We start from the raw sequence: 25,582 nt of genomic DNA, 5'->3' as shown, positions 1-25,582 counted from the left end.
TATGAATGAAATTAAAGTCTTTGCACCTGCAACCATTGCCAATCTTAACTGTGGCTTTGATTTATTAGGCTTATGTCTTGATGGTATTGGCGATGAAATGATATTCAGAAAATCATCGGAAAAAGGATTACAAATCACTAAAATATCAGGTGCAAATTTACCTTATGAAGTTGAAAATAATGTTGCAGGAGTTGCAGCTTTAGCTTTGCTAAATGAAGTAGATATTGATTTTGGGATTGAAATGGAAATTCATAAAAAGCTTAAACTCGGAAGCGGTATTGGTAGTTCATCAGCTAGTGCTGCGGGTGCCGTTTTTGGAATTAATGAGTTATTAGGAAAACCATTTACCAAAAAAGAACTCGTTAATTTTGCTATGAAAGGCGAAGTAGTTGCTTCAGGAAGCGAACATGCCGATAATGTTGCTCCTTGCCTACTTGGCGGATTTACTTTGGTTACGGGTTATAATCCATTAGAAGTTATTCGAATTGATGCCCCAAAAGATTTGTTTGCTGTAGTTTTGCATCCGCATATTGAAGTAAAAACATCCGATTCGCGTGCGGTTTTAAAACCAGAAGTTTCTTTGAAAAATGCCATTACACAAACAGGAAATCTTGGTGGCTTTGTGGCTGGATTGTACACGAGTGATTATGATTTAATCAGTCGTTCCTTAAAAGACGTTTTGGTAGAACCGTATCGCAAACATTTAATTCCGGGTTTTGATAAGGTTAAAAATGCAGCTCTGGAAAATGGCGCTTTAGGAAGTGGAATTTCTGGTGCTGGACCAAGTATTTTTGCTTTATGTAAACAAAAAGAAAACGCACAAAAAGTAGCTATAGCTATGGAAAAGGCATTTTCAGATACTAAAATATCTTATGATGTTCATATCTCTGAAATTAATGAAGAAGGAACAAAATTAATTACGAATTAACAATTATGAATTATTATAGTTTAAATAACAAAAGCCACAAAGTGTCATTTAGACAAGCCGTAATTAATGGACTTGCTCCAGATAAAGGTTTGTATTTTCCAGAAACCATTACTCCTTTATCAAAAGATTTTTTTGAGAATATTGAAAATTTATCCAACGAAGAAATTGCATTTGAAGCCATAAAACAATTTGTTGGCAATGATATTCCAGAAACTGTTTTAAAGGAAATTATTTCAGAGACTTTGTGTTTTGATTTTCCTTGTGTAAAAGTAGAAGAAAACATTTATTCTCTTGAACTATTTCATGGACCAACAATGGCTTTTAAAGATGTTGGCGCACGATTTATGTCAAGATGTTTAGGATATTTTAATCAAAACTCTGAAGAAAAAAACACTGTTTTAGTTGCAACATCAGGTGATACCGGCGGTGCCGTAGCAAGTGGATTTTTAGGTGTTAAAAATGTAGATGTTGTTATATTGTATCCATCAGGAAAAGTCAGCGATATTCAGGAAAGACAGTTGACTACATTAGGACAAAATATCACCGCTTTAGAAGTTGATGGAGTTTTTGATGATTGTCAAGATATGGTTAAAAAAGCTTTTCTAGACGAAGAACTAAAAGATAAAAAATTGACCTCAGCCAATTCTATAAATATTGCTCGATGGTTACCGCAAATGTTTTATATTTTCTTTACTTACAAACAATTAAAAAAACACAACAAACCTTTAATTATTTCATGTCCAAGTGGAAATTTTGGAAATATATGTGCAGGAATAATGGCAAAACGATTGGGTTTACCTATAAAACATTTTGTTGCCTCAACAAATGCTAACGATACAGTTCCGAGATTTTTAGAAAAAGGAAATTATGATCCAAAACCTTCAATTTCAACTATTTCAAATGCCATGGATGTTGGAAATCCAAGTAATTTTATTCGCATTCAGGAATTGTATAATCATGATTTAAATGAATTTGAAAAAGATTTTACTTCCTATAGTTATAATGATAAAATTACGTCTGAAACCATTAAATCTATTTATCAAAACACCAATTATATTGCTGAACCTCATGGTGCTGTTGGCTATCTTGGTTTAAAAAATGAAATGCAAAAACAACAAGGATGTTTAGGTGTTTTTCTTGAAACAGCTCATCCAATTAAGTTTTTAGACATTGTTGAACCTCTTTTAAATTTAAAACTACCAATTCCTAAGCAAATTGAAAGTGTACTGAACAAAGAGAAAATTAAAACTAAAATTAGTACTTATGAAGAGCTCAAAACATTTTTAAAATAAACTTTGTAAAATAAAAAAGCAGTAGTTAAACTACTGCTTTTTTTTTATAAAAACTTCTTTTTTCTCTTTATGGATGTGTATAAGTCCATACTGTTGATTGTTGTCCAGCTGCACTCAATGTTCCTGTCTTTGTCTGAACAACATTATTTCCATTTAGCACTTTTATTGTAAAGTTAGAAGACGGAGATGAAGAACCACATCCTCCGTAATATTTTACATAAAATTGATATTGTCCTGATGGTCCATTTGTCCAAAATATATTTTCTCCACTACAACTACCACCACAAGTACAATCAACATCTAATTCTCCTCCTTGGCCTGTTGAATTTAAATAAGAAATTGTTGTTCCATTAGGAGTCACAACATATAAATCCAAATCAACATTTCCTGTATATTGAAGATTAAATCTAGGGTTTCCAGAATTACCAACTAATTCACCATCACATTCAGGACCATTATTTGATAAACACTTAGTAACTTTTCCACCACCACCAGCTGTTGTTAAAGTTCCAGTTTCTGTTTCTCCATTTTCCCAATTTACCGTATATGTGTATTGAGTGTTTTTTGGAAGATAAAAAACAGCTGTATTACAATCTTCAAAAGAAACTGTTCCTCCACCTAAAGCCTGAAGTGTAACCGTATGACAGTATATTTGAGATACTTTATTATCATAATTTTGATAAATTTGATTCCACAGACTATATGTAGGACTACAATAACCACCTTGTTCATAATGTGCGTTCAAACCACTCAAAGTCACACCATCAATAGTTATTGAAGCTTTACATGATTCATTATGAGAAAAAACAACAGCAGATTTAGCTAAATTTTCCCAACCTCCTGTTGACTGTACTGTCACTGGTGGAACTTCGCCTCCAACTGTTAAAGGACTTCCGTCAGGATTAGTTCCACTCAAATATAATGTTCTTGTAGATATTTCTATTGTTCCAGTAATGTTTGTTACATCTTTAAAAATACCAGATACTTCATTAATGGTTATATTATAATTATCTCCATTTAAAACAGAAGTTCCTTTCATTCTACCAGATAACAAATCTAGGGTAGTTTTACCATTGTCTTCAATGGTTACATAACCTTCAATTGAATTACTTACACCACTAGAATATAGTGTACCTCTAAAGATTCCTGAAAAAGCAAAATCTTCAAAATTTTGTGGTGTTGAACTGTCTCCATCACTGCTACAAGCAATAACTAAAACAAAAAAAGAGATAAAAATCCCCAAAGAAATAAATACTTTTTTCATATAAATATTGTTTTTATGTGTATAATCTCAAAAATAAATATTTTTTTGATATCTACTTAATTTATTAAACTTATTTTTATGTTTCGCTAAAAACGACAAAAAAACCATTGAAAATCAATCATCTTTAATAGTTTTATTGAAGATAACACAATTACGTCTTTTTATTTAAAGAAAGTTAAACTAATGATTTAGAAAGTTCATCAACATTACCATTGATGCCGCAATTAATGCAATTCCAATAAGTTTTTCAAGGAATGATGCTGAAATATTGGTGCTAATTTTATGTCCTACGATTGCTCCAAAAGTAAAACCAATCATTACTGGCCAAGTTCTATCTATTAATACATTTCCTTGTAAATAATGACTAATTGAACCTGTAATACTCGTAATCATAATCATAAATAAAGCCGTTGCTGTAGCAATTTTTGATGGTATTTTAAAAACTTTGAGCATAATTGGAGTTTTCATAAAACCTCCACCCATTCCAAACAATCCTGCTAATGTTCCCGATAACAGACCAAAAAATAAAACCATTTGAAAACTAACTCTGTAAGCAACATTTTTTTTCTTATTCTTAATTATGAATCTTGGTTTAAGATGATTTAGTTTACCAAAAAAACTTTGCTTTGATACTTGTTGTTTCCTTTTTACAAAAAAACTACTTCCTAATAAAAAAACCAAAATTGAAAATGTAATTTCAAGGTTTTTTGGTGCGAAATACGTTAATAAAAAACTACCAATTACAACACCAATAATCGTTGGTATTTCAAGTAACACTCCCATTTTAAAATCAACATTTCCATTTTTTTTATTTAAAAATGTTGACATCATTGAAGAAGGAATCAATGAAAACATCGTTGTGCCAACCGCTAATTCAAGTGGATAGCCAAAAAAAGTAATTAAAATTGGAACTATGAAAATTCCGCCTCCAATACCCACGATTGAACCAAATAAACTTATCAAAAAGCTTATTACGATTAACAATATAGTAAGTAAGGAAGATGTCAGCATTAATCAAAAAGAATTAAATCAAAGGTAATCAGTATTAGCTGAAAACAAAATCTATTACTGATGAATTAACTGTTTGTTAAGTAAGTAATCTGTCCAATTTATAATAATTTCTCAAAATCATATAAGACAGTTTTCTTTCAATAATTGCAACTTTACAAAAAGATTAATTATGAAAAATTCAATAAAAATATTTGTATTTCTTTTTGTGTTACTTACCTTTTCGTGTAACAAAAATGAAGAAACTAAAAATGAAAATAAACCAATTGTAGAAAGAGTAAAACCGAGCGAAATAATATATACTTTCAAAAAAACTCTTAATTGGTTTAAAGAAAACAATAAAAATCAAAAATCCTTAAATATTGTATTAGCTGTTAATCGATTGGACGAAGCGAATCTTAAAAAGTCAGATTCAATTTTAGTTCCAACCGATTCATCGGGTGACATTGCTTATTATATGCCATTTCCCTTTGACGTTTCTGCACTGGACAATGTAAAAAAGATAATTTTATTCTCCTATGCAACTCAATCTTTTGCAACTTATGAATATGGAGTTTTAACTCACGTTGGTCCGACAAGTATGGGAAAAGAAAAAGATAAAACACCAACAGGATTGTTTTTTACCAACTGGAAAGCTGAAGAAACCACAAGTACTTTTAATGATGAATGGGAATTGAAGTGGAATTTTAATATCGAAAATAAACTAGGAGTTGGTTTCCATGAATATGAATTACCAGGTTATCCTGCTTCTCATTCGTGTTTGCGTTTGTTGGAAAAAGATGCTAAAATGCTTTATAAATTTGCCGATGAATGGGTTTTAGAAAACGATCAACAAGTAAAATTAAAAGGAACACCCGTTTTTGTATTTGGTAGTTATGATTTTGATGCTCCAAAACCTTGGTTGGCTCTGAGTGATAATCCAAAAGTGTTAAATATCTCAGAGGAACAATTACAAAAAGCAATTTCTCCTTATTTGAATACTATTATAAAAGAACAAGAAAAGAGAATAAATTATTATTCTAAAAAGTAATAAGATTAATCGTTAACGTATTCTTCTAAATCTTTAGCGTCTATACTTTCGTGTGAAGTATGAAAAACAACCGCTCCATCTTTTATCACCAATATTTGTGGCGATTGATGTTCTACTCCATATTTTTCGGCAATGGCATTCGAGATTGAACGATAGGCTAATAAATCCAAATAGTATAATTCCATTTTATCATTAGGAATATTATAATCTTTTTGAAATTGATTCCAAGACATTCTGCTTATACCGCAACCTGTACTATGTTTAAAAATAACTACTGGTTTTTGAAAAGAAGTTTGATTTATTTCTTCTAATTGCTGCTCATGCTCTAAATAACTCCAATAAACATCTGGAAGTTCTTCTGCTTTATTTTTTCCGAAAAGATTGTTTAAAAAACTCATTTTGACTGATTTTAAGACATTTTGACTTGAAAAATAGTAAATTTAAGAATATCATCAGTCATTTTGACCTGAAATTAACATTGGAACATAAATTGACGTTAAAGAATTGAAGTTTTCAAAACTTTTATTCTAAACAACACAAAGGAGAAAAAATAGATGAACTTAAAAAATTTAACCATTAAATCGCAGGAAGCTTTGCAACTCGCACAGCAGATTGCACAAGAAAATAGTAATCCACAATTGGAGAATGAGCACATCATGAAAGCCATTCTTGAAGTGGATGAAAACGTGACACCATTTATATTGAAAAAATTAAATGTAAATGTTGAACTATTCAAAAAAGTATTGGACAGCACTATTCAAAGCTTTGCAAAATCACAAGGCAGCGAAATCATGATGTCGCGTGAAGCAGCCAACACAATTAATGAAGCAAACATCATTGCTAAAAAAATGAACGACGAATATACTTCGATTGAACATTTACTACTAGCCATATTTAAATCAAAAAGTAAAGTGGCTCAAATTCTAAAAGACCAAGGTGTAACCGAAAAAGGATTAGAAAGTGCCATTACTGAATTGCGTAAAGGCGAACGAGTTACTTCTGCATCTGCGGAAGACAATTACAATTCTTTAAACAAATATGCTAAAAACCTCAATGAATTAGCCCGAACAGGAAAATTAGACCCAGTTATTGGTCGTGATGAAGAAATTCGCAGAGTGTTGCAAATATTAACTCGAAGAACTAAAAACAACCCGATGCTGGTAGGTGAACCTGGAGTTGGTAAAACGGCCATTGCCGAAGGTTTGGCACATAGAATTGTAGATGGTGACGTTCCAGAAAATCTGAAAGACAAAATTGTTTATTCCTTAGATATGGGTGCATTGATTGCTGGTGCAAAGTATAAAGGAGAATTTGAAGAACGATTAAAATCAGTGGTGAAAGAAGTTACTTCTGCTGAAGGTGATATTGTCTTATTTATTGATGAAATTCACACGCTTGTTGGTGCTGGCGGTGGCGAAGGTGCCATGGATGCTGCTAACATTTTAAAGCCTGCTTTGGCTCGTGGCGAACTACGTGCCATAGGTGCAACCACTTTAGACGAATATCAAAAGTATTTTGAAAAAGACAAAGCACTTGAAAGACGTTTTCAAAAAGTAATGATTGATGAACCCGATACCGAAAGTGCTATTTCAATACTTCGTGGTATCAAAGAAAAATATGAAACGCATCATAAAGTGCGTATTAAAGACGATGCTATTATTGCCGCAGTTGAATTATCACAACGCTATATTACAAATCGTTTTCTTCCGGATAAAGCTATTGACTTGATGGACGAAGCGGCTTCAAAACTTAGAATGGAAATCAATTCAAAACCCGAAGAATTGGATGTTTTGGATAGAAAGATAATGCAGTTGGAAATTGAGATTGAAGCTATTAAACGTGAAAATGATGAAACGAAACTAAAAGGATTAGGATTAGATTTGGCTAATCTGAAAGAAGAACGCAACGAGATTTTTGCCAAATGGAAATCAGAGAAAGATGTTGTTGACAATATTCAAAATGTAAAACAACAAATTGAAGATTTTAAACTAGAAGCCGAACAAGCCGAACGTAATGGTGACTATGGTAAGGTAGCCGAATTGCGTTACGGAAAAATAAAAGAAGCGCAAGAACAACTGGATGTTTATCAAAAACAATTGGCAGAAAATCAAGCGGGAACTTCTTTAATAAAAGAAGAAGTAACACGAGAAGACATTGCCGAAGTTGTTGCTAAATGGACAGGTGTTCCGGTGATGAAAATGCTTCAAGGCGAACGTGAAAAGTTATTACGCCTGGAAGATGAATTGCACAAAAGAGTAATTGGTCAGGAAGAAGCCATAGAAGCAATTAGTGATGCGGTTCGCAGAAGCCGTGCAGGATTACAGGATGTCAAGAAGCCAATTGGTTCGTTCTTATTCTTAGGAACAACAGGTGTCGGTAAAACGGAGCTTGCAAAAGCATTGGCCGAATACTTATTTGATGATGAAAACGCCATGACGCGTATTGATATGAGTGAATATCAGGAACGCCACAGTGTGAGCAGATTGGTTGGTGCTCCTCCAGGCTATGTTGGCTATGATGAAGGCGGACAATTGACCGAAGCTGTCAGAAGAAAACCATATAGCGTAGTGCTTTTGGATGAAATTGAAAAAGCACATCCTGATACATTTAATATCTTACTGCAAGTTTTAGACGAAGGAAGATTAACGGATAATAAAGGTAGAGTTGCCGACTTTAAAAACACTATCATCATCATGACGTCTAATATGGGAAGTCATATTATACAAGAAAAGTTTGAAAACCTCAAAGGTTCTGTTGAAGCTGCCACTGAAGCTGCTAAAGTAGAAGTGTTGGGCTTATTAAAACAAACGGTTAGACCTGAGTTTATCAATCGTATTGATGAAATTGTAATGTTTACTCCGTTAAGCAATGAAAACATACTCGAAATTGTTGGGTTACAATTGCATAGTGTGACAAAAATGTTGGCACAACAAAACATCACTATGGATGCTACTCCAGAAGCTATAGATTATTTGGCGATGAAAGGATATGACCCACACTTTGGAGCAAGACCTGTAAAACGCGTGATTCAACGTGAGGTTTTAAACCAATTGAGTAAAGAAATATTGGCAGGAAACATTACTACTGATAGCATTATCCTTTTGGATAGTTTTGATGGTAAACTGGTTTTTAGAAATCAAACGGAAATGGTTGAATAACTCCTAATAATTGGTTGATTGATTTGATGGAAAACCTAATGAGTGTAAAAGCTTGTTAGGTTTTTTTCGTCTTATACCATCAGACTTATGAACACAATCACATAACCTTTTATTTTTCAAACAAATACACTTAAAAAAGTAATTGTTTTTTGTTTAACGAAACAAAATTTAATATACCTTTATGTACCTCTTTTGCTATGATGCCTAACTATATAAATATTAGAATCATGAAAGCAAAAAATCTAAAAATGAAAGTAATCTGTGGTTTATTGGCACTGCCGATTATGCTAGAAAGTTGTGCTGTTTATAAACAAGAATCTATTTCAATTGATACCGCAGTGCTTACTAAAGACAAAGTAGCGGTTAAAACAACTTCAAAAACCAAATTAAAGTTTGACCAAATTGAAAAGGTAGACAGCGTTTATTATGGCTTAAACAAGGTTAATAAAACATTTAAAAAGACCGCTTTAGATACCACAAAAATTGCTTCTATACATAAGTATGATAAAAAAAATTCTACTATAAGCACTATTGTATTAATTGCTTTTCCTGTTATTATAGTTGTTGTTATTGCAGCTGCATCTTGGACGCCCGATTTCAGTTTTGGAGGTGATGGTATGTAAATTAGCTACTTTTAATAATCCAACAATGTAATATACAAGAACAGCTGTGTAATCCAAACGTACAGGCGTGTAATCGAAACGTTAACCCATGTAATTGAAACGTACAGGCGTGTAATTGAAACGTTAACCTATGTAATTGAAACGTACAAGCGTGTAATCGAAACGTTAACCCATGTAATTGAAACGTACAGGCATGTAATCAAAACGTACAGGCATGTAATTGCAAATGTCACCCATGTAATTGCAAACGTAAGGCATGTAATTGCAAACGTAAGGTGTGTAATTGCAAACGTAAGGTGTGTAATTGCAAACGCAAGGCATGTATTTGTAAACCTAGGGCATGTATTTACAAACGTCAATCATGTAATTCAAAACGTTTTCTCCTGTTTTTGTCATTGCAAGCAAAGTATTGCAATCTCAACAATCATTATCCACACACTTTGTCATTTCGTTGGAAACCTAACAAAGTGGTTCTCAATAAATTCAAATCCTCAGAAGTAAAAGTCCACTGCTTAGAGATTATAAACAATAACTTATTTGTCTTTTTCCCTAATCAATACTATCAAAAACTCTCCAATTGTTTAAAAACAGGCACTAACGACATTCCTTTTTCGGTAAGATTGTATTCAATATGCAAAGGCTTTTGTCGGATAACCACTTTTTCTAACATGCCAACTTCTTCCAGCTCTTTTAAAGCAACAGACAACGTCTGCTTGTTGGAACCTTCTATTTGACGCAACAAACTACTGAACCGCAAAGGTCCTTCTACTGCCAAACGAAAAATTTCGGGTTTCCATTTCCCTGACAGTAATTTTAAAAGTCCTTGTGCAGGACAAGTTTGGCTATCAACAGTGTCTTTTTTAGTAGTCATGAATTTCTGACTTATTGCATAGTTGTTTTTAAGTTCTCAACTTTGCGCAAAGTTAACCAAATGGTTGAAGTAGCTTTTCAAAAAAATGAATTTAACTCATCTTATTTTAATCACATTATTTGCAATAAGCACCACAGGTTGCCAATCTCAAAAAAAAGAAAACATGCAGGAACAAAATAATCCTTTACTATGCAATCCAGAAAGCGGCATTTGCGAAATCCCTTCAGACAAATCCACAGCAACAGAAAGCAACATTGAAAAATCAGAAAAAAAACCAGTAAAAATAATTTACTATACCGACCCAATTTGTTCTTCATGTTGGGGTATCGAACCACAACTGCGAAAGCTGAAATCAGAATATGGAAACAACATAGAAATCGAATACAGAATGGGCGGTTTGCTTCCCGATTGGAGTTATAACAGTGGTGGCATCAGCAAACCTTCAGATGTTGCTCATCATTGGGATAAAGTAAGCATTTACTACGATATGCCTATAGATGGCAACGTTTGGCTCGAAGATCCTTTGCCTTCGTCCTATCCGCCTTCAATTGCTTTTAAAGCAGCTCAAATGCAAAACCAGGAAAAAGCTATTTTGTTTCTTCGTGAAATAAGAGAAATGGTTTTTCTTCAAAAAAAGAATATAACCAAATGGGAGTATTTAGAACTGGCTGCAAAGAATGTTGGACTTAACACAGAAAAATTCAAAACCGATTATGAAGGAAAAGCCAAAGAACTTTTTAATGAAGATTTAAACCTCGGAAGACAACTAGGTGTAAGAGGTTTTCCAACGATGTTCTTTACAAACGCATCGGGCAATACCGAAATGGTATATGGTTCAAAACCCTACACAGCATTCGAAAATGCACTAATCAAACTTTATCCTGAAGCGTCTAAAACCAACTACAATAAAACCTGGGCATCATTGTTTGCTAAACACCATTCGCTAACCGCAAAAGAGTTCTCCGAATTATCAGAAACTCCAAGAAACGAAAGCGAAAAAATATTAAACGACTTAACTATAAAAGGAAATCTAGAAAAATTAACCACAAAAAACGGTTCCATTTGGATGTTAAAAAACAGTACCCGATAAGTACCTTTTAACAACAAAACTCAACCATTTCCAATCGATAATCTCTCGTAACTTATCAACAATCAGTAAAATAAATTTGCGAAACCGAAAAGTTGCACATATATTTGCAACCAAATTGTTTCATAAATTTAAAACAACTAATGCGTAGAGATATTTTTCAGGCCATTGCAGACCCAACAAGACGAGTAATCATCACCTTAATCGCAACACAGGCAATGACACCCAATGCTATTGCCGATAATTTTAATTCAACAAGACAGGCAGTGTCCAAACACTTACGTATCCTAACCGAATGCGACCTGGTGAAACAGGAACAAAAAGGACGCGAGATATACTACTCACTCGAAATTGATAAAATGAAAGAAATTGACAAGTGGATAGAACAATTCAGAACAATTTGGGAAACCAAATTCAACCAATTGGATGATGTATTAGCAACAATTAAAAAAGATAAAAATGAATAATTTACTATTTGACTTCAAGGTTGACCAATCAACCGGCACTGTAGTAGTGGAGCGCGAATTTGACGCTGCACTTTCATTAGTTTGGGATGCATTTACCAAACAAGAAATTCTTGACCAATGGTGGGCACCAAAACCTTATGAATCGAGAACAAAAGCCATGGAATTTAAAGTTGGCGGACGAAGATTTTATGCCATGGTTAGCCCTGAAGGAAACGAAATGTGGCAGCTTCAAGAGTATAAATCCATTACTCCCAAAACGAATTTTAAATTCTTTAGTGTTTTTGCCGATAAAGATGAAAACCCGAACTTACCAGGTTCTGACTGGGATTTGAATTTTAGTGAACAAAATGGAATTACAAAAGTGAGCATCACTATCAAAAACGACTCTATAGAACGCATGCAAAGAATGATTGAAATGGGCTTCAAAGAAGGTTTCACTATGACATTAACCTATTTAAGCGAATTATTGAGCAACTTAAAAAAATAACGAATATGAAAACAAGTAAATTTATCTTTGCAGTAGTGCTTGTTCTTGGTTTAACCATTTCCTGCACCAATTCCAATCAGAAAGACAAAACCGAAAACACCATTAATCAAACCAACGTTATGAATGATACTGAAAAAAACAATATTCCACAGAAAATAACACCTTGTCTGTGGGTTGAAAAAGATGCAAAAGCAGTAGCCGAATACTACCTTTCTATCTTTAAGGATGGCAAACTAAAAGAATACCACCAATACCAAAACCCACCAGAAAGCGGAGTTGACAGTAGCTTTGATACGGCAGTAATTGAAATTGCAGGTGTAGAATTTTCTATTCTTGCTGCAGGACCGATGTTTAAATTCAACGAAGCCATTTCAATAGTCATCAATTGTAAAGACCAAGCAGAAGTAGACTACTACTGGGATGCACTGACCAAAAATGGCGGACAGGAAAGTTCTTGTGGTTGGTGTAAAGACAAATACGGTTTGTCATGGCAAGTAGTTCCTGTCGAATATTTCGACCTCATCAACAGCAAAGATGCAGCAGTAAGAGAAAAAGCCATGAAAAACACTTTCAAACAGAAAAAGTTAATCCTTTCAGAGTTGAAGTAATTAAACTTTTTTCCTTTTGATTATTCTTTTACTCCAAGCAATTAAACTAATTTTTGCAAAATGTCAAACATCAAAATCCATAAAATAAGCATTTCAGATTTAGAACAATTACAAAAAATTGGCAGACAAACTTTTAAAGAAACGTTTTCAGAATCTAATTCAGAAGAAAATATGAAAACCTATTTGGAAGAAGGTTTTTCAAAAGAAAAACTAACAGCAGAGTTAAACAATAAAGATTCTGAATTCTATTTTGCAACACTGGAAAAAGAAGTAATTGGATATTTAAAAATAAATTTTGGAGAATCACAAACCGAATTGAAAGACAACAAAGCACTAGAGATTGAAAGAATTTATGTTTCCAAAGAGTTTCACGGAAAAAGCGTCGGGCAACTACTCTATGACAAAGCAATTGAAGTTGCAAAACAAAAAGGTTCAGAATATGTTTGGCTAGGCGTTTGGGAAGAAAACCCAAGAGCTATAAACTTTTACAAGAAAAACGGTTTTGTCGAATTCGACAAACATATTTTCAAATTAGGTAACGACGAACAAACAGATATAATGATGAAAATGAAACTATAAACTATAAACAACAAACCATAAATATCTAAAAACAAAAAATCACGAAAACGATTGAGCCTTTTTATAATTTTTAGTAATTTGGCAGAAAATCAATTTCTATGACCTTTAACCCCGAAGTGGTTGATAATTCAACACTTTACAAACTATTAACAGGAACTGTAATTCCAAGACCAATCGGCTGGATTTCAACTGTTGACGAAAATGGCATTAACAACCTTGCTCCTTTCTCCTACTTCAACATGGTATCTAGTGAACCGCCGTGTGTCATGTTTTCAACTCGAAGAGACAACAACCAAAATAAAGATACGCTCAACAATGTTTTAAAAACGGGGCAGTTTGTGGCCAATTTGGTAAGCGTAGACATTGCAGAACAAATGAACACTACTTCGGCGCCTGTAGCACCAAATGTTGATGAATTTCAATTGGCAGGTGTTACGCCTGTTGATTCTCTTTTAATTGCGCCTAAACGTGTAAAAGAAAGCAAAGTAAACTTTGAATGCGAAATGGTGCACCATCATTTCATCAAAGACAAAAACGGAAATGAAACAGCATGTGTAGTAATTGGTGAAATAAAAATGATTCACATTGATGATGCCATACTCACAGAAAACAATCATATAAACATGGAAGTTTATCAACCCGTAGCGCGCTTGGCAGGTTCTTTTTATGGAACTTTGGGTGAACTTTTTTCAATTAAACGAGCAACATGAATACAGACGTTTTAGAAATAAAAGCTGCTATGCAAGTAGGCAAACCAACTGCCGAAGTTTTTGAAGCCATTGTCAATCCTGAGCACATGATCCAATACTTTATTTCCGAAAGTACTGGAACAATGGAAGAAGGCAAAGAATTAATATGGAAATGGCCTGAATTTGATTTTAGATGTCCTATTCGAGTAGGTAAAATCGAAAAAAACCGATACATTTCCTATTACTGGCCTGTTGATGACATGGAATTACTGGTTGAAATAAAACTCGAAGCACTCAATCATGACACCATAACCTTGGTAACCATAACCGAAAAAAGCCATCCAAATAATGAAAAAGGATTAAAATGGCTGAGCGGCAACTCTTTTGGATGGTCTAACTTTTTAGCCTGCCTTAAAGCATATCTTGAATACGGAATCAACCTCAGAAAAGGTTCCTTTGACTTTATGAAAAAATAATTATGAAAATATCAGTTATTGGCGGCGGACCTGGAGGTTTGTATTTTTCGATACTAACCAAAAAAGCAATGCCCGATTGTCAGATTGACGTTTACGAACGCAATCGTCCTGATGATAGTTTTGGGTTCGGTGTTGTTTTTTCAGATGAAACCCTGAGTGAATTCTTGATGCGCGACTTGCCTTCCTATGAATTAATCAGAAGCAACTTTGCCTATTGGGATGATATCATTATTGACCGCGATGGCGAACGTGTTTCAATTGCGGGTAATGGGTTTTGTGGTTGCTCGCGTAAAAAACTGTTGCAGTTATTACACCAGCGTTGCGAGGAAGAAGGCGTTAACCTTCATTTCGAACAAAACATTGACGACATCAGTCAATTTAAAGACAGTAACATCATCGTAGCCTGTGATGGTATTTCAAGCCAAATAAGAAGCCAGTTTGAACCCGAATTCGGAACTAAAGTAATTTTGAAAAAGAACAAATTTGTTTGGATGGGTTCTACTAAACCTTTAGAAGCCTTTACTTATTTCTTCAAACAAACACCTCATGGAACAGTTGCCGCGCATACCTATCAATACGAAGCTGGCATGAGCACTTGGATTTTTGAGTGTAGCGAACAAACTTGGCAAAACTTTGGCTTTGATACTTTTGATGAAACTGATACTACTCAAAAACTAGAAGAACTTTTTAAAATAGAATTAGACGGTCATAATTTAATCACCAATAAATCACATTGGCGTCAGTTTCCTCATGTTACTAACGATAATTGGCATAAAGACAACATTGTTCTTTTAGGCGATGCAAAAGCCACTGCACACTACTCTATCGGTTCAGGAACCAAACTCGCTATGGAATGTGCCATTGCTTTATCAGATGCAATTGTAGCACATCCTTTCGATACCAAAGCAGCCTTTGAAGACTATGAAAAAGCACGGAGAAAACGTGTAGAAATGATTCAATATGCTGCCAATGTTTCACTAGATTGGTTTGAAAACATGGACCGACACATGCAGCATTCGTTTCAGCAATTTGCATTTGGCTGCATGACGCGTTCTAAAAAAGTAACCTATGAAAACCTTCGCATTCGCGATAAATCATTTACTGATAAAGTGTTGGAGGAATTCAATACAAACAATACTGTTGAAAACAAGAGTCAACCTGCCGCTTTTGCTACTTATAAACTAGGCAACTTAGAGTTACAAAACCGAATCGTAATGAGTCCAATGGGGCAATATTCGGCTACGGATGGTTTGGTAAACGATTGGCATTTTCAACATTATACCAGCAGAGCTATTGCTGGTTTGGGATTAATTATAACCGAAATGACCGCAGTTTCAGAAACGGGTCGCATCACAACTGGCTGTGCAGGAATTTATACTGACGCTCAAACCAACGCTTGGAAAAGAATAACTGATTTTGTGCATCAAAACTGTGCCTGCAAAATCGGAATTCAATTGGGTCATTCGGGTAGAAAAGGAATGTCGAAAATTCCATGGGAAGACCAATTCAACGGAACATCTTGGGAATTGATTTCGGCTTCGGCTATTCCGTTTAATGAAAACTCGGCTACACCAAAAGCCATGACTATGGATGACATGGATGAAGTAACAGCTCAATTTGTTCAGGCTACCAAAAATGCCAACGAAGCAGGTTTTGATTTAATAGAACTTCAGGCACATCATGGTTTTTTGTTAGCTTCGTTCCTATCGCCATTAACCAACACCAGAACAGATGAGTTTGGCGGAAGCATTGAAAATAGAATGAAATTCCCGTTGCGAGTATTCAGTGAAATGCGAAAAGCGTTTCCTCAAAACAAACCCATGTCGGTTAGATTATCCGTAACCGATTGGGCTGAAAACGGCATTATTGAAGAAGATGTAATTACACTAACAACAGCTTTCAAGAATGCAGGTGCAGATGTAATCAATATTTCTACTGGAAACACCGTACCAAACCAACAACCACAAACTGGAAGAATGTGGCAAACACCTTTTTCGGATATGGTTCGAAACTCGGTTCATATCCCAACTATTACAACAGGAAGCATTCAGGATATTGACCAAATCAATACCATATTATTAAACGGCAGAGCCGATTTAGTCGCTTTAGGAAAACCATTATTACTGGATGCCAGTTTTGTTAGAAATGCTCAAGCCTATGAAGGTTTTGAACCTAACGACATTCCGAAACAATACAAAATGGGTGTGATGCATTCCTATCCATATCAAGCTGGTGAACGAAAAGCTGTTGAAAGCATGAAAAAAGCATTAAAACCAAAGAGCAATAAGAAGTAATTAAAATGAAACATTACACAGATAACTTTGCACACAATAGCCTGCCAAGCTTAGACTTGCAACCTGATTATGTTTTTCTCGATTTACCACAATTCAGTCATCCTGAGCTATTGAACTGTGTCGATAAATTGTTGGACAATCACATCAAAGAAGGTCGTGGAAACAACGTATGCATTCGCTCTTTTGAAGAAACTTGGACATATCAAGATTTGTTTGAAAAAGCTAACCAGATAGCCCATGTGCTTGTAGATGATTTAGGATTGGTTTCTGGAAATAGAGTTTTATTACGTTCTGCTAACAACCCTATGATGGTCGCTTGTTGGTACGCCGTTTTAAAAGCTGGAGGAATTGTTGTGGCAACAATGCCGTTACTTCGCTCAAAAGAATTAACCACAATTATCGATTGCGCCGAAATTTCCATAGCACTTTGTGATAGCGAATTGAAGGAAGAAATGAATGCTGTGAAATCACCATTTCTGAAAAAAACAAGTTTCTATCGCAACGGAGATTTGGAAGTGTTAATGCAATCTAAACCAAAGACATTCAGTAATTTTCATTCCAAAGCTGATAGCGTTGCTTTAATAGGTTTCACTTCAGGAACGACAGGTTTGCCTAAAATGACTTCGCATTACCACAAAGACATTTTAAACATTTGCGAAGCCTTTCCGCAATACTCATTACAACCAACACAAGATGATATTTTCATCGGAAGTCCGCCAATAGGTTTTACGTTTGGATTGGGCGGATTGGTTTTATTCCCGATGTATTTTGGTGCTTCTACCTTTTTAATCGAAAAACCAAGTCCTGATTTATTACTAAAAGCCATAGACGAACATAAAGTCTCCATTTGCTTTACCGCACCAACGGCTTGGCGCATTTTAACAACTAAACTTAACGAATACAACATTTCAAGCTTACGCAAATGTGTCTCGGCTGGCGAAACATTGCCGTTACAAGTTTGGAACGATTGGTATGAAACCACAGGTTTAAAAATAATTGATGGTATTGGCGCTACCGAAATGTTACATATTTTTATTTCCTCAAACGAACAAAACATGAAACCTGGCGCTACAGGTGTAGCCATTACAGGATATGAAGCCAAGATTATTGATGTCGATGGAAATGAAGTAGCAAGAAATGAACCTGGGAGATTGGCTGTTCGTGGTATAACGGGTTGTAAATATTTAAACCGTATTGAAAAACAAAAAGAATATGTAGAAAACGGTTGGAACATCACTGGCGATATTTTCAGGCAAGATGAAGAAGGTTATTTCTACTTTGTGGCTCGTGGTGACGACATGATTATTTCATCAGGTTACAACATTGCCGCCATTGAAGTTGAAAGTGTTTTGTTAACACATGAACACGTTTTAGAATGTGCGGTTGTAGGTTTACCCGATGAAGAACGAGGAATGATTGTTACCGCATATGTTGTACTAAAAGACTACAACCAAGCTTCAAATCAGTTAGCAAAAGAAATGCAGGATTGGTTTAAAGTAAACGCTGCTCCTTATAAATACCCAAGGCTACTCTACTTTGTAGAAGCATTACCCAAAACCGAAACCGGAAAAATTCAACGTTTTAAATTAAAATCATGAGAAAAGCATTTCTGGTCATAAGTTTTACCATTTTATGCATTACTGGACTCTTAATCTATGTAAACTGGAAATTCAGTTTCTTGCTTATGATTTTTGTTCCATTAATTCTGATGGGATTATACGATATGTTTCAATCCAAAAAAACTATTCGCAGAAACTTTCCTCTCTTGGGCAGAATGCGTTATTTATTAGAAAGTCTTGGACCAGAAATAAGACAATATTTTATTGAAACTGATTTAGACGGAAAACCATTTAACCGATTACAAAGAGATATTGTTTACCAACGAAGTAAAAAAGAACCCGATTCTATGCCTTTCGGAACACAATTAGATGTTTACAAAGATGGTTATGAATGGATTAATCATAGTATTAACGCAATCTCTTTTTCAAAAACCAATGAAAATCCAAGAGTTCGAATAGGTTCAAGTCAATGCGAGAAACCTTATGATGCCAGCTTGTTCAACATCAGTGCGATGAGTTTTGGTTCTTTGAGCAAAAATGCCATCATCGCCTTAAATAACGGAGCAAAACAAGGTGGTTTTTATCACAATACAGGCGAAGGTGGATTATCACCTTATCATTTGCAAGGCGGAGATGTGGTTTGGAATATAGGAACAGGATATTTTAGTTGCCGCAATCAAGACGGAACATTTTGTTTTGATGAATTTACCAAAAGAGCCACTTTAGACAACGTGAAAATGATTGAGATTAAATTCTCTCAAGGTGCAAAACCTGGTCATGGTGGAATTTTACCCAAAGAAAAAGTAACCGATGAAATTGCAGCAATTAGATTGGTTTCAAAAGGACACGATATCATTTCTCCACCAGCACATTCTGCTTTCAAAACTCCTTTAGAGTTAATGGAGTTCATAAAATTGCTTCGCAATGGCTCGGGTGGAAAACCTATTGGGATGAAAATTTGCATTGGTAATAAATCTGAATTCATTTCCATCTGTAAAGCTATGACTGAAACCAAAACCTATTTTGACTTCATTACAGTTGATGGTGGCGAAGGCGGAACTGGAGCTGCACCTCAAGAATATTCAGACCATGTTGGCATGCCGTTGCGCGATGCCGTTGCTTTTGTTTATGATTGCTTAAATGGATTTGATATTAAAGACCAAATTAAAATTATTGCTAGTGGAAAAGTAATAACTGGTTTCGACATTATTAGAAATCTATCTTTAGGTGCTGATTTATGCAATTCAGCTCGCGGGATGATGTTTGCCCTAGGTTGCATACAAGCTTTAGAATGTCATGCAAATACTTGTCCAACTGGAGTGGCAACTCAAAATCCTGATTTAATGAAAGGTTTGGTACCCGAAGAAAAAAGTGTTCGTGTAGCGCGTTTTCAACACGAAACCGTAAAAAGTGCGGTCGATTTAATGTCGTCAGCAGGATTGGCACATCCCGATGATGTAACCCGAGAAATGGTAACCACAAGAATAGACCGAAACAAAGTAGAAACATTTGCACAAACGTTCCCAGAACTGGAAACAGGATGCATGCTTCAAGAAGCTACCGTTCCCAAAGATTTTTTGTACTTTTGGAAGAAAGCTAGCGTTGATAAATTTTAACATTAAAACAATGAACCAACCTTTTATAAAACAAGAAAAAATACGCTTTAAACATATTGATTACGCTGGTATCGTTTTCTATCCTCGTTTTCTAGAAATGCTGAATGACTTGGTAGAAGATTGGTTTGAAGAAGCATTACAAAGACCTTTTTCTAAAATGCATGAAACCAACGGAATTCCAACAGTAGATTTGAAAGTGCAATTTAAAAACCCAGCGCGTTTAGGGGAAACACTAACTAAAAAACTATGGGTTAAAGAATTGAAAACCTCATCAATACTATGTGGATTTCAATATGTTAACCAAGAAAACAAAACAGTACTTGAAGGTGAAGTCACTCTAGTAAACGTAAAAATTGAAGAAGACAGAAAAACAATTAAAGCAGAAGCTTTTAATGAGGAAATGAAAAGTAGAATTGAAAAATATACAATCTAATGGACTTCAAAAAATTCAAAGCCGCAACCGTACAAACATCACCTGTTTTTCTTAATGTAGAGAAGACAATTGATAAAGCGATTTCATTCATCAAAGAAGCTAGTGAAAATGGAGCACAATTAATTGCGTTTCCAGAAGTTTTTGTAGCAGGCTATCCGTATTGGAATTGGATAATGACACCTGTTCAAGGTAGTAAATGGTATGAGCAATTATATAAAAACGCTGTAGCTGTAAACGATGCAGCTATGCAATCTCTATATCAAGCAGCAAAAGATTATAACATTCATGTCGTTATCGGAATCAACGAACGTGGCAACAGTTATGGTGAAATTTACAACACCAATCTAATCATCAATAACAAAGGAGAACTCATTGGAAAACACAGAAAACTGGTGCCAACCTGGGCAGAAAAACTCACTTGGACTTCAGGTGATGGTTCGTCTTTGAAAGTATATGATACCGAAATTGGTCCAATTGGAACATTGGCTTGTGGAGAAAATACCAATACATTAGCGCGTTTCACGTTGTTATCGCAAGGCGAATTAATACATATTGCCAATTACATTTCACTTCCGGTGGCACCACCAGATTATAACATGGCGGAAGCAATAAAAATTAGAGCTGCAGCCCATTCTTTTGAAGGCAAACTATTCACTATTGTTTCGTGTTCAACCATTTCAAAAGAAATCATGAAAGCCATGAAAGATGATGTGCCCAATGTGGAAGAATTATTGACACGTAAAAATTCTGCTTTCTCTGGATTTATCGGCCCAAATGGTGCTGTAATTGGTAAACCTTTAATTGATGACGAAGGCATTATTTACGCAGATATTGATTTAGAAAAATGCATTCAGCCTAAACAAATGCACGATATATTAGGGCATTATAACCGTTTTGACATTTTTGATTTACGAGTAAACACTGCTCCTACAAGAAAGATTACCTTTATAGACAATCACGAAGAATTTAATAAAAAGTAACATGAACGAAAACCATTCAGACGATCAATATGGCAGAGCAAGAGTTCAAGATTCACCTGAACTGATCGCTTATTACAAAGAGCTGGAAACACTTGGCGCAGGAGCTTTATGGACGGTTGCCAATGATATTGAACCATGGGAACCAAGAAGTTCATCAGTACCAATGCTTTGGAAATATGATGATTTACGCGAATTGGTGGTTAAATCATCCGAGTTAGTAACTCCTGAGCAAGCAGGAAGACGCGTGGTTTACCTAGTAAACGACAAACGAAAAGATGTCTCGGCAGCTGTAGGCTGGTTATATACAGGAATTCAAGTAACACGCCCAGGTGAAAGCACTTCGGCTCACAGACACAAAGCTTCGGCATTGCGTTTCATCATGGAAGGCGAAGGCGGATATACTGTTGTTGATGGTAATAAAATCATGTTTGAAGTAAATGATTTTGTGATTACACCAAATTCAACATGGCATGAACATGGTGTTGATGCTAACGGGAAAATGTGTATTTGGCAAGATGGTTTGGATATTCCATTAGTGAATGCTTTAGAAGCAAATGATTACGCAGTTTTTGATGGAAAGCAACCATTGGAACAAGAAATCAATTATTCACCTTTGGCTTATGGTTGTGCAGGATTAATTCCTGCAGATGTGACTTGGGAAAAACCATATTCGCCACTATTCAAATATTCTTGGAAAGAAGTATACCCAACTTTATTGGAAACTTTAAAAGTTAAACCTATAAATCCAATAGATGGAATTATGATGCAGTATTCCAACCCATTAACTGGTGGTCATGTAATGCAGACTATGGGTGCAAGCATGCAATTATTACCTGCAGGCTTCAAAGGAAAAGCACACAAACATACGGGTTCATTTGTGTACCAGTGTGCAAAAGGAAAAGGTTACTCTATCATCAACGGACAACGTTTTGACTGGAAAGAACGCGATATATTCTGTGTTCCAAGTTGGGCTTGGCACGAACATCATAATGCGTCAGAGAGTGAAGATGCATGTTTGTTTTCCTTTAACGATTTACCTACTATCGAAAAATTAGGGTTGTATCAGGAAAAAAATTATACCGAAAATAACGGACATCAATCAATTTAAAAACAAGAAGAAAGATTAAAACAAAACAATGAAACTACTAACCTATACATTAAAAGGAAACAACGAACCACGACTGGGATTTATACATAACAATCAAATTATCGACATGGAAGACTTTGGCGAAATATCAAATTTCCCCTTGCCAGACAAAATGCTCGATTTAATTGATATGGGAATGGAAATAGTTGAAGAACTCAATGATATGGTTGCCGAAACCGAACCTGCTTTCTTCAAAGAAATAGCTTATGAAATGGATGAAGTGACGTTTCTTGCGCCAATTCCTAAGCCAAGAAAAAATATTATCGGTATTGGTTTAAATTATACAGAACATGTAGCTGAAAGTGCCAGAACTCTAGATACAACAGGTAAATTACCTCAAAAACCAATCATCTTTTCAAAACCGCCAACAACAGTAACTGCTACTAATACCAATGTTTTAAAAAACAACAAACTAACCCAACAATTAGATTGGGAATGCGAATTAGCCGTTGTAATTGGTAAAAAAGGAAAATACGTTCCAAAAACTGAGGCTATGGATTATGTATTTGGCTATACGGTTATCAATGATATTTCTGCTCGTGATTGCCGTCGTGAAGGACAATGGATTGTTTCCAAAGGACAAGATACATTTGCACCAATGGGACCAATTTTAGTAACAAAAGACGAAATCGAAAATCCACATAACTTGAATTTATCGTTAAAAGTTAATGGCGTTGAAAAACAAAATTCCAATACTAAATACATGCTATTCAACATCAATGATTTAATAGAAGATTTAAGCACTGTTTTCACCATAGAACCTGGCGATATCATTGCAACGGGAACTCCAGCTGGCGTTGGTGCAGGAAGAAGTCCACAAGAATGGTTATATGATGGAGATGTTATCGAAGCAACAGTGGAAGGAATTGGAACAATTGTGAATACCGTTAAAGAGATTTAAAATGAAAAAATACAGAATAGGACAAATTGTTCCATCATCTAATGTTACGATGGAAACCGAAATACCCGCAATCTTTCGTTCAAGGGAAACTATTTTGCCTGAACGATTTACTTTTCACAGCAGTAGAATGCGTATGAAAAAAGTAACCAAAGAAGAACTGGAAGCCATGGATGCCATGAGTTTAAAATGTGCTCAGGAATTATCAGATGCCCATGTAGATGTAATGGGTTATGCTTGTTTGGTTGCCATCATGAGCATGGGAAGAGGTTATCATTGTGTATCGGAAGTAAATTTACATCAGGAAACCGTAGCTAATGACTTCCCTACTCCAATTGTCACTTCAGCTGGTGCTTTGATTAACGGATTGAAAGTTTTAGGAGCTAAACAAATTTCAATCATCACGCCTTATATGCGACCATTAACAGACATGGTAGTAGATTATATCGAACATCAAGGTATCAAAGTAAAAGAAAGTATCGCACTTGAAATACCTAACAACCTTGAAGTTGCTGCTCAAAATCCAATGAACCTATTGGAAATCTACAAACAACTAGATTTAACAGATGTAGATGTTTTGGTAGCTTCGGCTTGTGTACAAATGCCTTCATTAGAAGCTATTGATTTGATACAGGCAGAATGTGGAATTCCAGTAACTTCTGCAGCAGTTTGTACCACTTATGAAATGATGAAAAAGTTAGGCATCGAAGCAAAATCTGCTATTGGTGGGGAATTATTAAATGGAAACTATTGAAACTAAGTTCTGAATATTATATTAATTCAACCAAAAAATAAAAGATTGTTAAAGGAGTTTTTAGATAAAACTCCTTTATTTTTTCCGTAAATTAGCGTTAAATAATAATGCATTATATCTCATGGAATTTATTGATTATTATCAAGTATTAGGCGTTTCAAAAAATGCATCTGATGAGGAAATCAAAAAAGCCTATCGAAAATTAGCCCGTAAACTGCATCCGGATATCAATCCAAACGATAAAGAAGCGCATGCAAAATTCCAACAGTTGAATGAAGCAAACGCAGTGTTAAGTGATCCCGAAAAAAGGAAGAAATACGATAAGTATGGAAAAGATTGGGAACATGGCGAGGAATACGAGAAATACCAGCAACAGCAAAGACAACACAACAATCAACAACAAACTTCCTATGACTTTGGAGGCGATGATTTTTCAGATTTCTTTTCTTCGATGTTTGGCGGAGGTGCAACTGGTAGTCAAAGACGAAGTAGTGTAAAGTATCGAGGTCAAGACCTTAATGCTCAACTTCAAATGGATATTAGAGATGCTGCAAAAACAGAAAAAAAGGAACTCAATGTCAACGGAAAAAGCATCCGTATCACCATTCCTGCTGGCATAGAAGACGAACAAACCATCAAGATTAAAGGATATGGCGGCGAAGGTTACAACAATGGTCCGAAAGGCGATTTATACATCACGTTTTCTATTGTCAACAATACTCCTTTTAAAAGAGTTGGCAATGATTTGTATGTAAATCAGGAGTTGGACCTATACTCAGCGGTTTTAGGTGGAGAAATCACTATCACTGACTTCTATAATTCCAAATTAAAACTGAAAGTTTTACCCGGTACTCAAAACGGAACGAAAGTTCGCTTGAAAGGTAAAGGTTTTCCAATCTATAAAAAAGAAGGTCAATTTGGAGATTTATATGTTACTTATTCCATTAAGATTCCGACGAATTTGACTGAAAAAGAAAAAGCTTTATTCACTGAATTGAGCCAATTAAACCAAAAATAAAGCAATATGGACACACAAGAATTAATAGTAGTTGAACTATTTTGCCAAGAATATCATGTTGAAACCAGCTTAATATGGGATTTAGAAGAGTTTGGTTTGATTGAAACTATTCAAAAAGATAAAGTTAAGTATTTAAATAAAAATCAAATAGTTACTGTTGAAAAAATTATTCGATTGCATAATGATTTAAGCATCAATAAAGAAGGTATAGAAATAATTTTAGATTTATTAAATAAGATTGATGAACTACATCAGCACAACAAACATTTGAGAAATCGACTGGATTTGTATGAGTAAATAAATTCTCTGCAAAACA

The 25,582-nt window shown here is 34.9% G+C and carries 26 protein-coding genes; 22 read left to right on the top strand and 4 right to left on the bottom strand.

What is annotated here, in order from left to right:
* Position 1 precedes the first annotated feature (1 nt).
* The gene (locus RN605_RS01315) at positions 2-928 is read left to right on the top strand and encodes a homoserine kinase (protein ID WP_313321606.1); all 927 of its coding nucleotides are present in this window, start codon (positions 2-4) and stop codon (positions 926-928) included.
* 5 nt (positions 929-933) lie between these two features.
* Positions 934-2,220: a threonine synthase gene (thrC, locus tag RN605_RS01310; RefSeq protein ID WP_313321605.1), complete on the top strand. Its 1,287-nt coding sequence runs from the start codon at positions 934-936 to the stop codon at positions 2,218-2,220.
* 67 nt (positions 2,221-2,287) lie between these two features.
* On the opposite strand, the gene RN605_RS01305 is transcribed toward thrC, so the two are convergent.
* Together RN605_RS01305 and RN605_RS01300 are read right to left on the bottom strand one after the other, a co-directional pair.
* Positions 2,288-3,484, bottom strand: coding sequence for a hypothetical protein (locus RN605_RS01305; RefSeq protein WP_313321604.1), 1,197 nt, complete (start codon positions 3,482-3,484; stop codon positions 2,288-2,290).
* 180 nt (positions 3,485-3,664) lie between these two features.
* Positions 3,665-4,495 carry a sulfite exporter TauE/SafE family protein gene (locus RN605_RS01300; RefSeq protein WP_313356377.1) on the bottom strand — a complete coding sequence of 277 codons (831 nt, stop codon included), beginning with the start codon at positions 4,493-4,495 and terminating at the stop codon, positions 3,665-3,667.
* A gap of 169 nt (positions 4,496-4,664) precedes the next feature.
* Between RN605_RS01300 and RN605_RS01295 the strand changes: the two genes are divergently transcribed.
* On the top strand, positions 4,665-5,522 hold the full coding sequence (locus RN605_RS01295; RefSeq protein WP_313321602.1) for a L,D-transpeptidase: 858 nt from the start codon (positions 4,665-4,667) through the stop codon (positions 5,520-5,522).
* A 5-nt stretch (positions 5,523-5,527) separates the two neighbouring features.
* Here RN605_RS01295 and ytxJ read toward each other — a convergent pair whose 3' ends face one another.
* The gene (ytxJ, locus tag RN605_RS01290) at positions 5,528-5,920 is read right to left on the bottom strand and encodes a bacillithiol system redox-active protein YtxJ (protein WP_313321601.1); all 393 of its coding nucleotides are present in this window, start codon (positions 5,918-5,920) and stop codon (positions 5,528-5,530) included.
* Between the two features lie 156 nt (positions 5,921-6,076).
* Between ytxJ and clpB the strand changes: the two genes are divergently transcribed.
* Both clpB and RN605_RS01280 read left to right on the top strand, forming a co-directional pair.
* A complete protein-coding gene (clpB, locus tag RN605_RS01285) occupies positions 6,077-8,680 on the top strand; it encodes an ATP-dependent chaperone ClpB (RefSeq protein WP_313321600.1) in 2,604 nt (867 codons plus the stop codon).
* Between the two features lie 248 nt (positions 8,681-8,928).
* Positions 8,929-9,303, top strand: a complete 375-nt coding sequence (locus RN605_RS01280; protein WP_313321599.1) for a hypothetical protein — start codon at positions 8,929-8,931, stop codon at positions 9,301-9,303.
* 562 nt (positions 9,304-9,865) lie between these two features.
* Here RN605_RS01280 and RN605_RS01275 read toward each other — a convergent pair.
* Entirely contained in the window at positions 9,866-10,174 is a 309-nt protein-coding gene (locus RN605_RS01275) for a winged helix-turn-helix transcriptional regulator (RefSeq protein WP_313321598.1), read from the bottom strand.
* A gap of 163 nt (positions 10,175-10,337) precedes the next feature.
* On the opposite strand from RN605_RS01275, the gene RN605_RS01270 reads away from it, so the two are divergent.
* From RN605_RS01270 to RN605_RS01190, 17 genes are all read left to right on the top strand, one after another.
* A complete protein-coding gene (locus RN605_RS01270; protein WP_313325774.1) occupies positions 10,338-11,264 on the top strand; it encodes a ClpXP adapter SpxH family protein in 927 nt (308 codons plus the stop codon).
* Positions 11,265-11,404: 140 nt separating this feature from the next.
* Positions 11,405-11,728 (top strand): ArsR/SmtB family transcription factor, encoded by a 324-nt coding sequence (locus RN605_RS01265; protein ID WP_313321597.1) that lies wholly within the window; start codon positions 11,405-11,407, stop codon positions 11,726-11,728.
* Positions 11,721-12,215 (top strand): SRPBCC family protein, encoded by a 495-nt coding sequence (locus RN605_RS01260; RefSeq protein ID WP_313321596.1) that lies wholly within the window; start codon positions 11,721-11,723, stop codon positions 12,213-12,215. Before RN605_RS01265 ends, RN605_RS01260 begins: the two co-directional genes overlap by 8 nt.
* Before the next feature lie 5 nt (positions 12,216-12,220).
* Positions 12,221-12,823, top strand: coding sequence for a VOC family protein (locus tag RN605_RS01255; RefSeq protein WP_313321595.1), 603 nt, complete (start codon positions 12,221-12,223; stop codon positions 12,821-12,823).
* A 60-nt stretch (positions 12,824-12,883) separates the two neighbouring features.
* Entirely contained in the window at positions 12,884-13,402 is a 519-nt protein-coding gene (locus RN605_RS01250; protein ID WP_313321594.1) for a GNAT family N-acetyltransferase, read from the top strand.
* Positions 13,403-13,500: 98 nt separating this feature from the next.
* Positions 13,501-14,112, top strand: coding sequence for a flavin reductase family protein (locus RN605_RS01245; RefSeq protein WP_313321593.1), 612 nt, complete (start codon positions 13,501-13,503; stop codon positions 14,110-14,112).
* Positions 14,109-14,567: an SRPBCC domain-containing protein gene (locus RN605_RS01240; protein ID WP_313321592.1), complete on the top strand. Its 459-nt coding sequence runs from the start codon at positions 14,109-14,111 to the stop codon at positions 14,565-14,567. The genes RN605_RS01245 and RN605_RS01240 overlap by 4 nt, the downstream gene beginning before the upstream one ends.
* A 2-nt stretch (positions 14,568-14,569) precedes the next feature.
* Complete coding sequence (locus RN605_RS01235) at positions 14,570-16,861, top strand: oxidoreductase (protein ID WP_313321591.1); 2,292 nt, start codon at positions 14,570-14,572, stop codon at positions 16,859-16,861.
* Between the two features lie 5 nt (positions 16,862-16,866).
* Positions 16,867-18,459, top strand: coding sequence for an AMP-binding protein (locus RN605_RS01230; protein WP_313321590.1), 1,593 nt, complete (start codon positions 16,867-16,869; stop codon positions 18,457-18,459).
* Entirely contained in the window at positions 18,456-20,036 is a 1,581-nt protein-coding gene (locus RN605_RS01225; protein WP_313321589.1) for an FMN-binding glutamate synthase family protein, read from the top strand. Before RN605_RS01230 ends, RN605_RS01225 begins: the two co-directional genes overlap by 4 nt.
* Positions 20,037-20,046: 10 nt before the next feature.
* A complete protein-coding gene (locus RN605_RS01220; protein WP_313321588.1) occupies positions 20,047-20,469 on the top strand; it encodes an acyl-CoA thioesterase in 423 nt (140 codons plus the stop codon).
* On the top strand, positions 20,469-21,449 hold the full coding sequence (locus tag RN605_RS01215; protein ID WP_313321587.1) for a carbon-nitrogen hydrolase family protein: 981 nt from the start codon (positions 20,469-20,471) through the stop codon (positions 21,447-21,449). Before RN605_RS01220 ends, RN605_RS01215 begins: the two co-directional genes overlap by 1 nt.
* 1 nt (position 21,450) lies before the next feature.
* Entirely contained in the window at positions 21,451-22,557 is a 1,107-nt protein-coding gene (locus RN605_RS01210) for a cupin domain-containing protein (RefSeq protein WP_313321586.1), read from the top strand.
* A 28-nt stretch (positions 22,558-22,585) separates the two neighbouring features.
* Positions 22,586-23,497 carry a fumarylacetoacetate hydrolase family protein gene (locus RN605_RS01205; protein ID WP_313321585.1) on the top strand — a complete coding sequence of 304 codons (912 nt, stop codon included), beginning with the start codon at positions 22,586-22,588 and terminating at the stop codon, positions 23,495-23,497.
* Position 23,498: 1 nt separating this feature from the next.
* On the top strand, positions 23,499-24,248 hold the full coding sequence (locus tag RN605_RS01200; protein WP_313321584.1) for a maleate cis-trans isomerase family protein: 750 nt from the start codon (positions 23,499-23,501) through the stop codon (positions 24,246-24,248).
* 121 nt (positions 24,249-24,369) lie between these two features.
* Positions 24,370-25,266, top strand: coding sequence for a J domain-containing protein (locus tag RN605_RS01195; RefSeq protein ID WP_313321583.1), 897 nt, complete (start codon positions 24,370-24,372; stop codon positions 25,264-25,266).
* Between the two features lie 6 nt (positions 25,267-25,272).
* Positions 25,273-25,563, top strand: coding sequence for a chaperone modulator CbpM (locus RN605_RS01190; RefSeq protein ID WP_313321582.1), 291 nt, complete (start codon positions 25,273-25,275; stop codon positions 25,561-25,563).
* The last annotated feature ends 19 nt before the right edge of the window (positions 25,564-25,582 follow it).

Origin of the sequence: Flavobacterium sp. PMTSA4 (genome assembly GCF_032098525.1) — a bacterium.
GTDB classification, from domain to species: domain Bacteria; phylum Bacteroidota; class Bacteroidia; order Flavobacteriales; family Flavobacteriaceae; genus Flavobacterium; species Flavobacterium capsici.
Note: the sequence above shows the minus strand (reverse complement) of the source record. Positions and strands in the feature narration are given on the sequence as shown.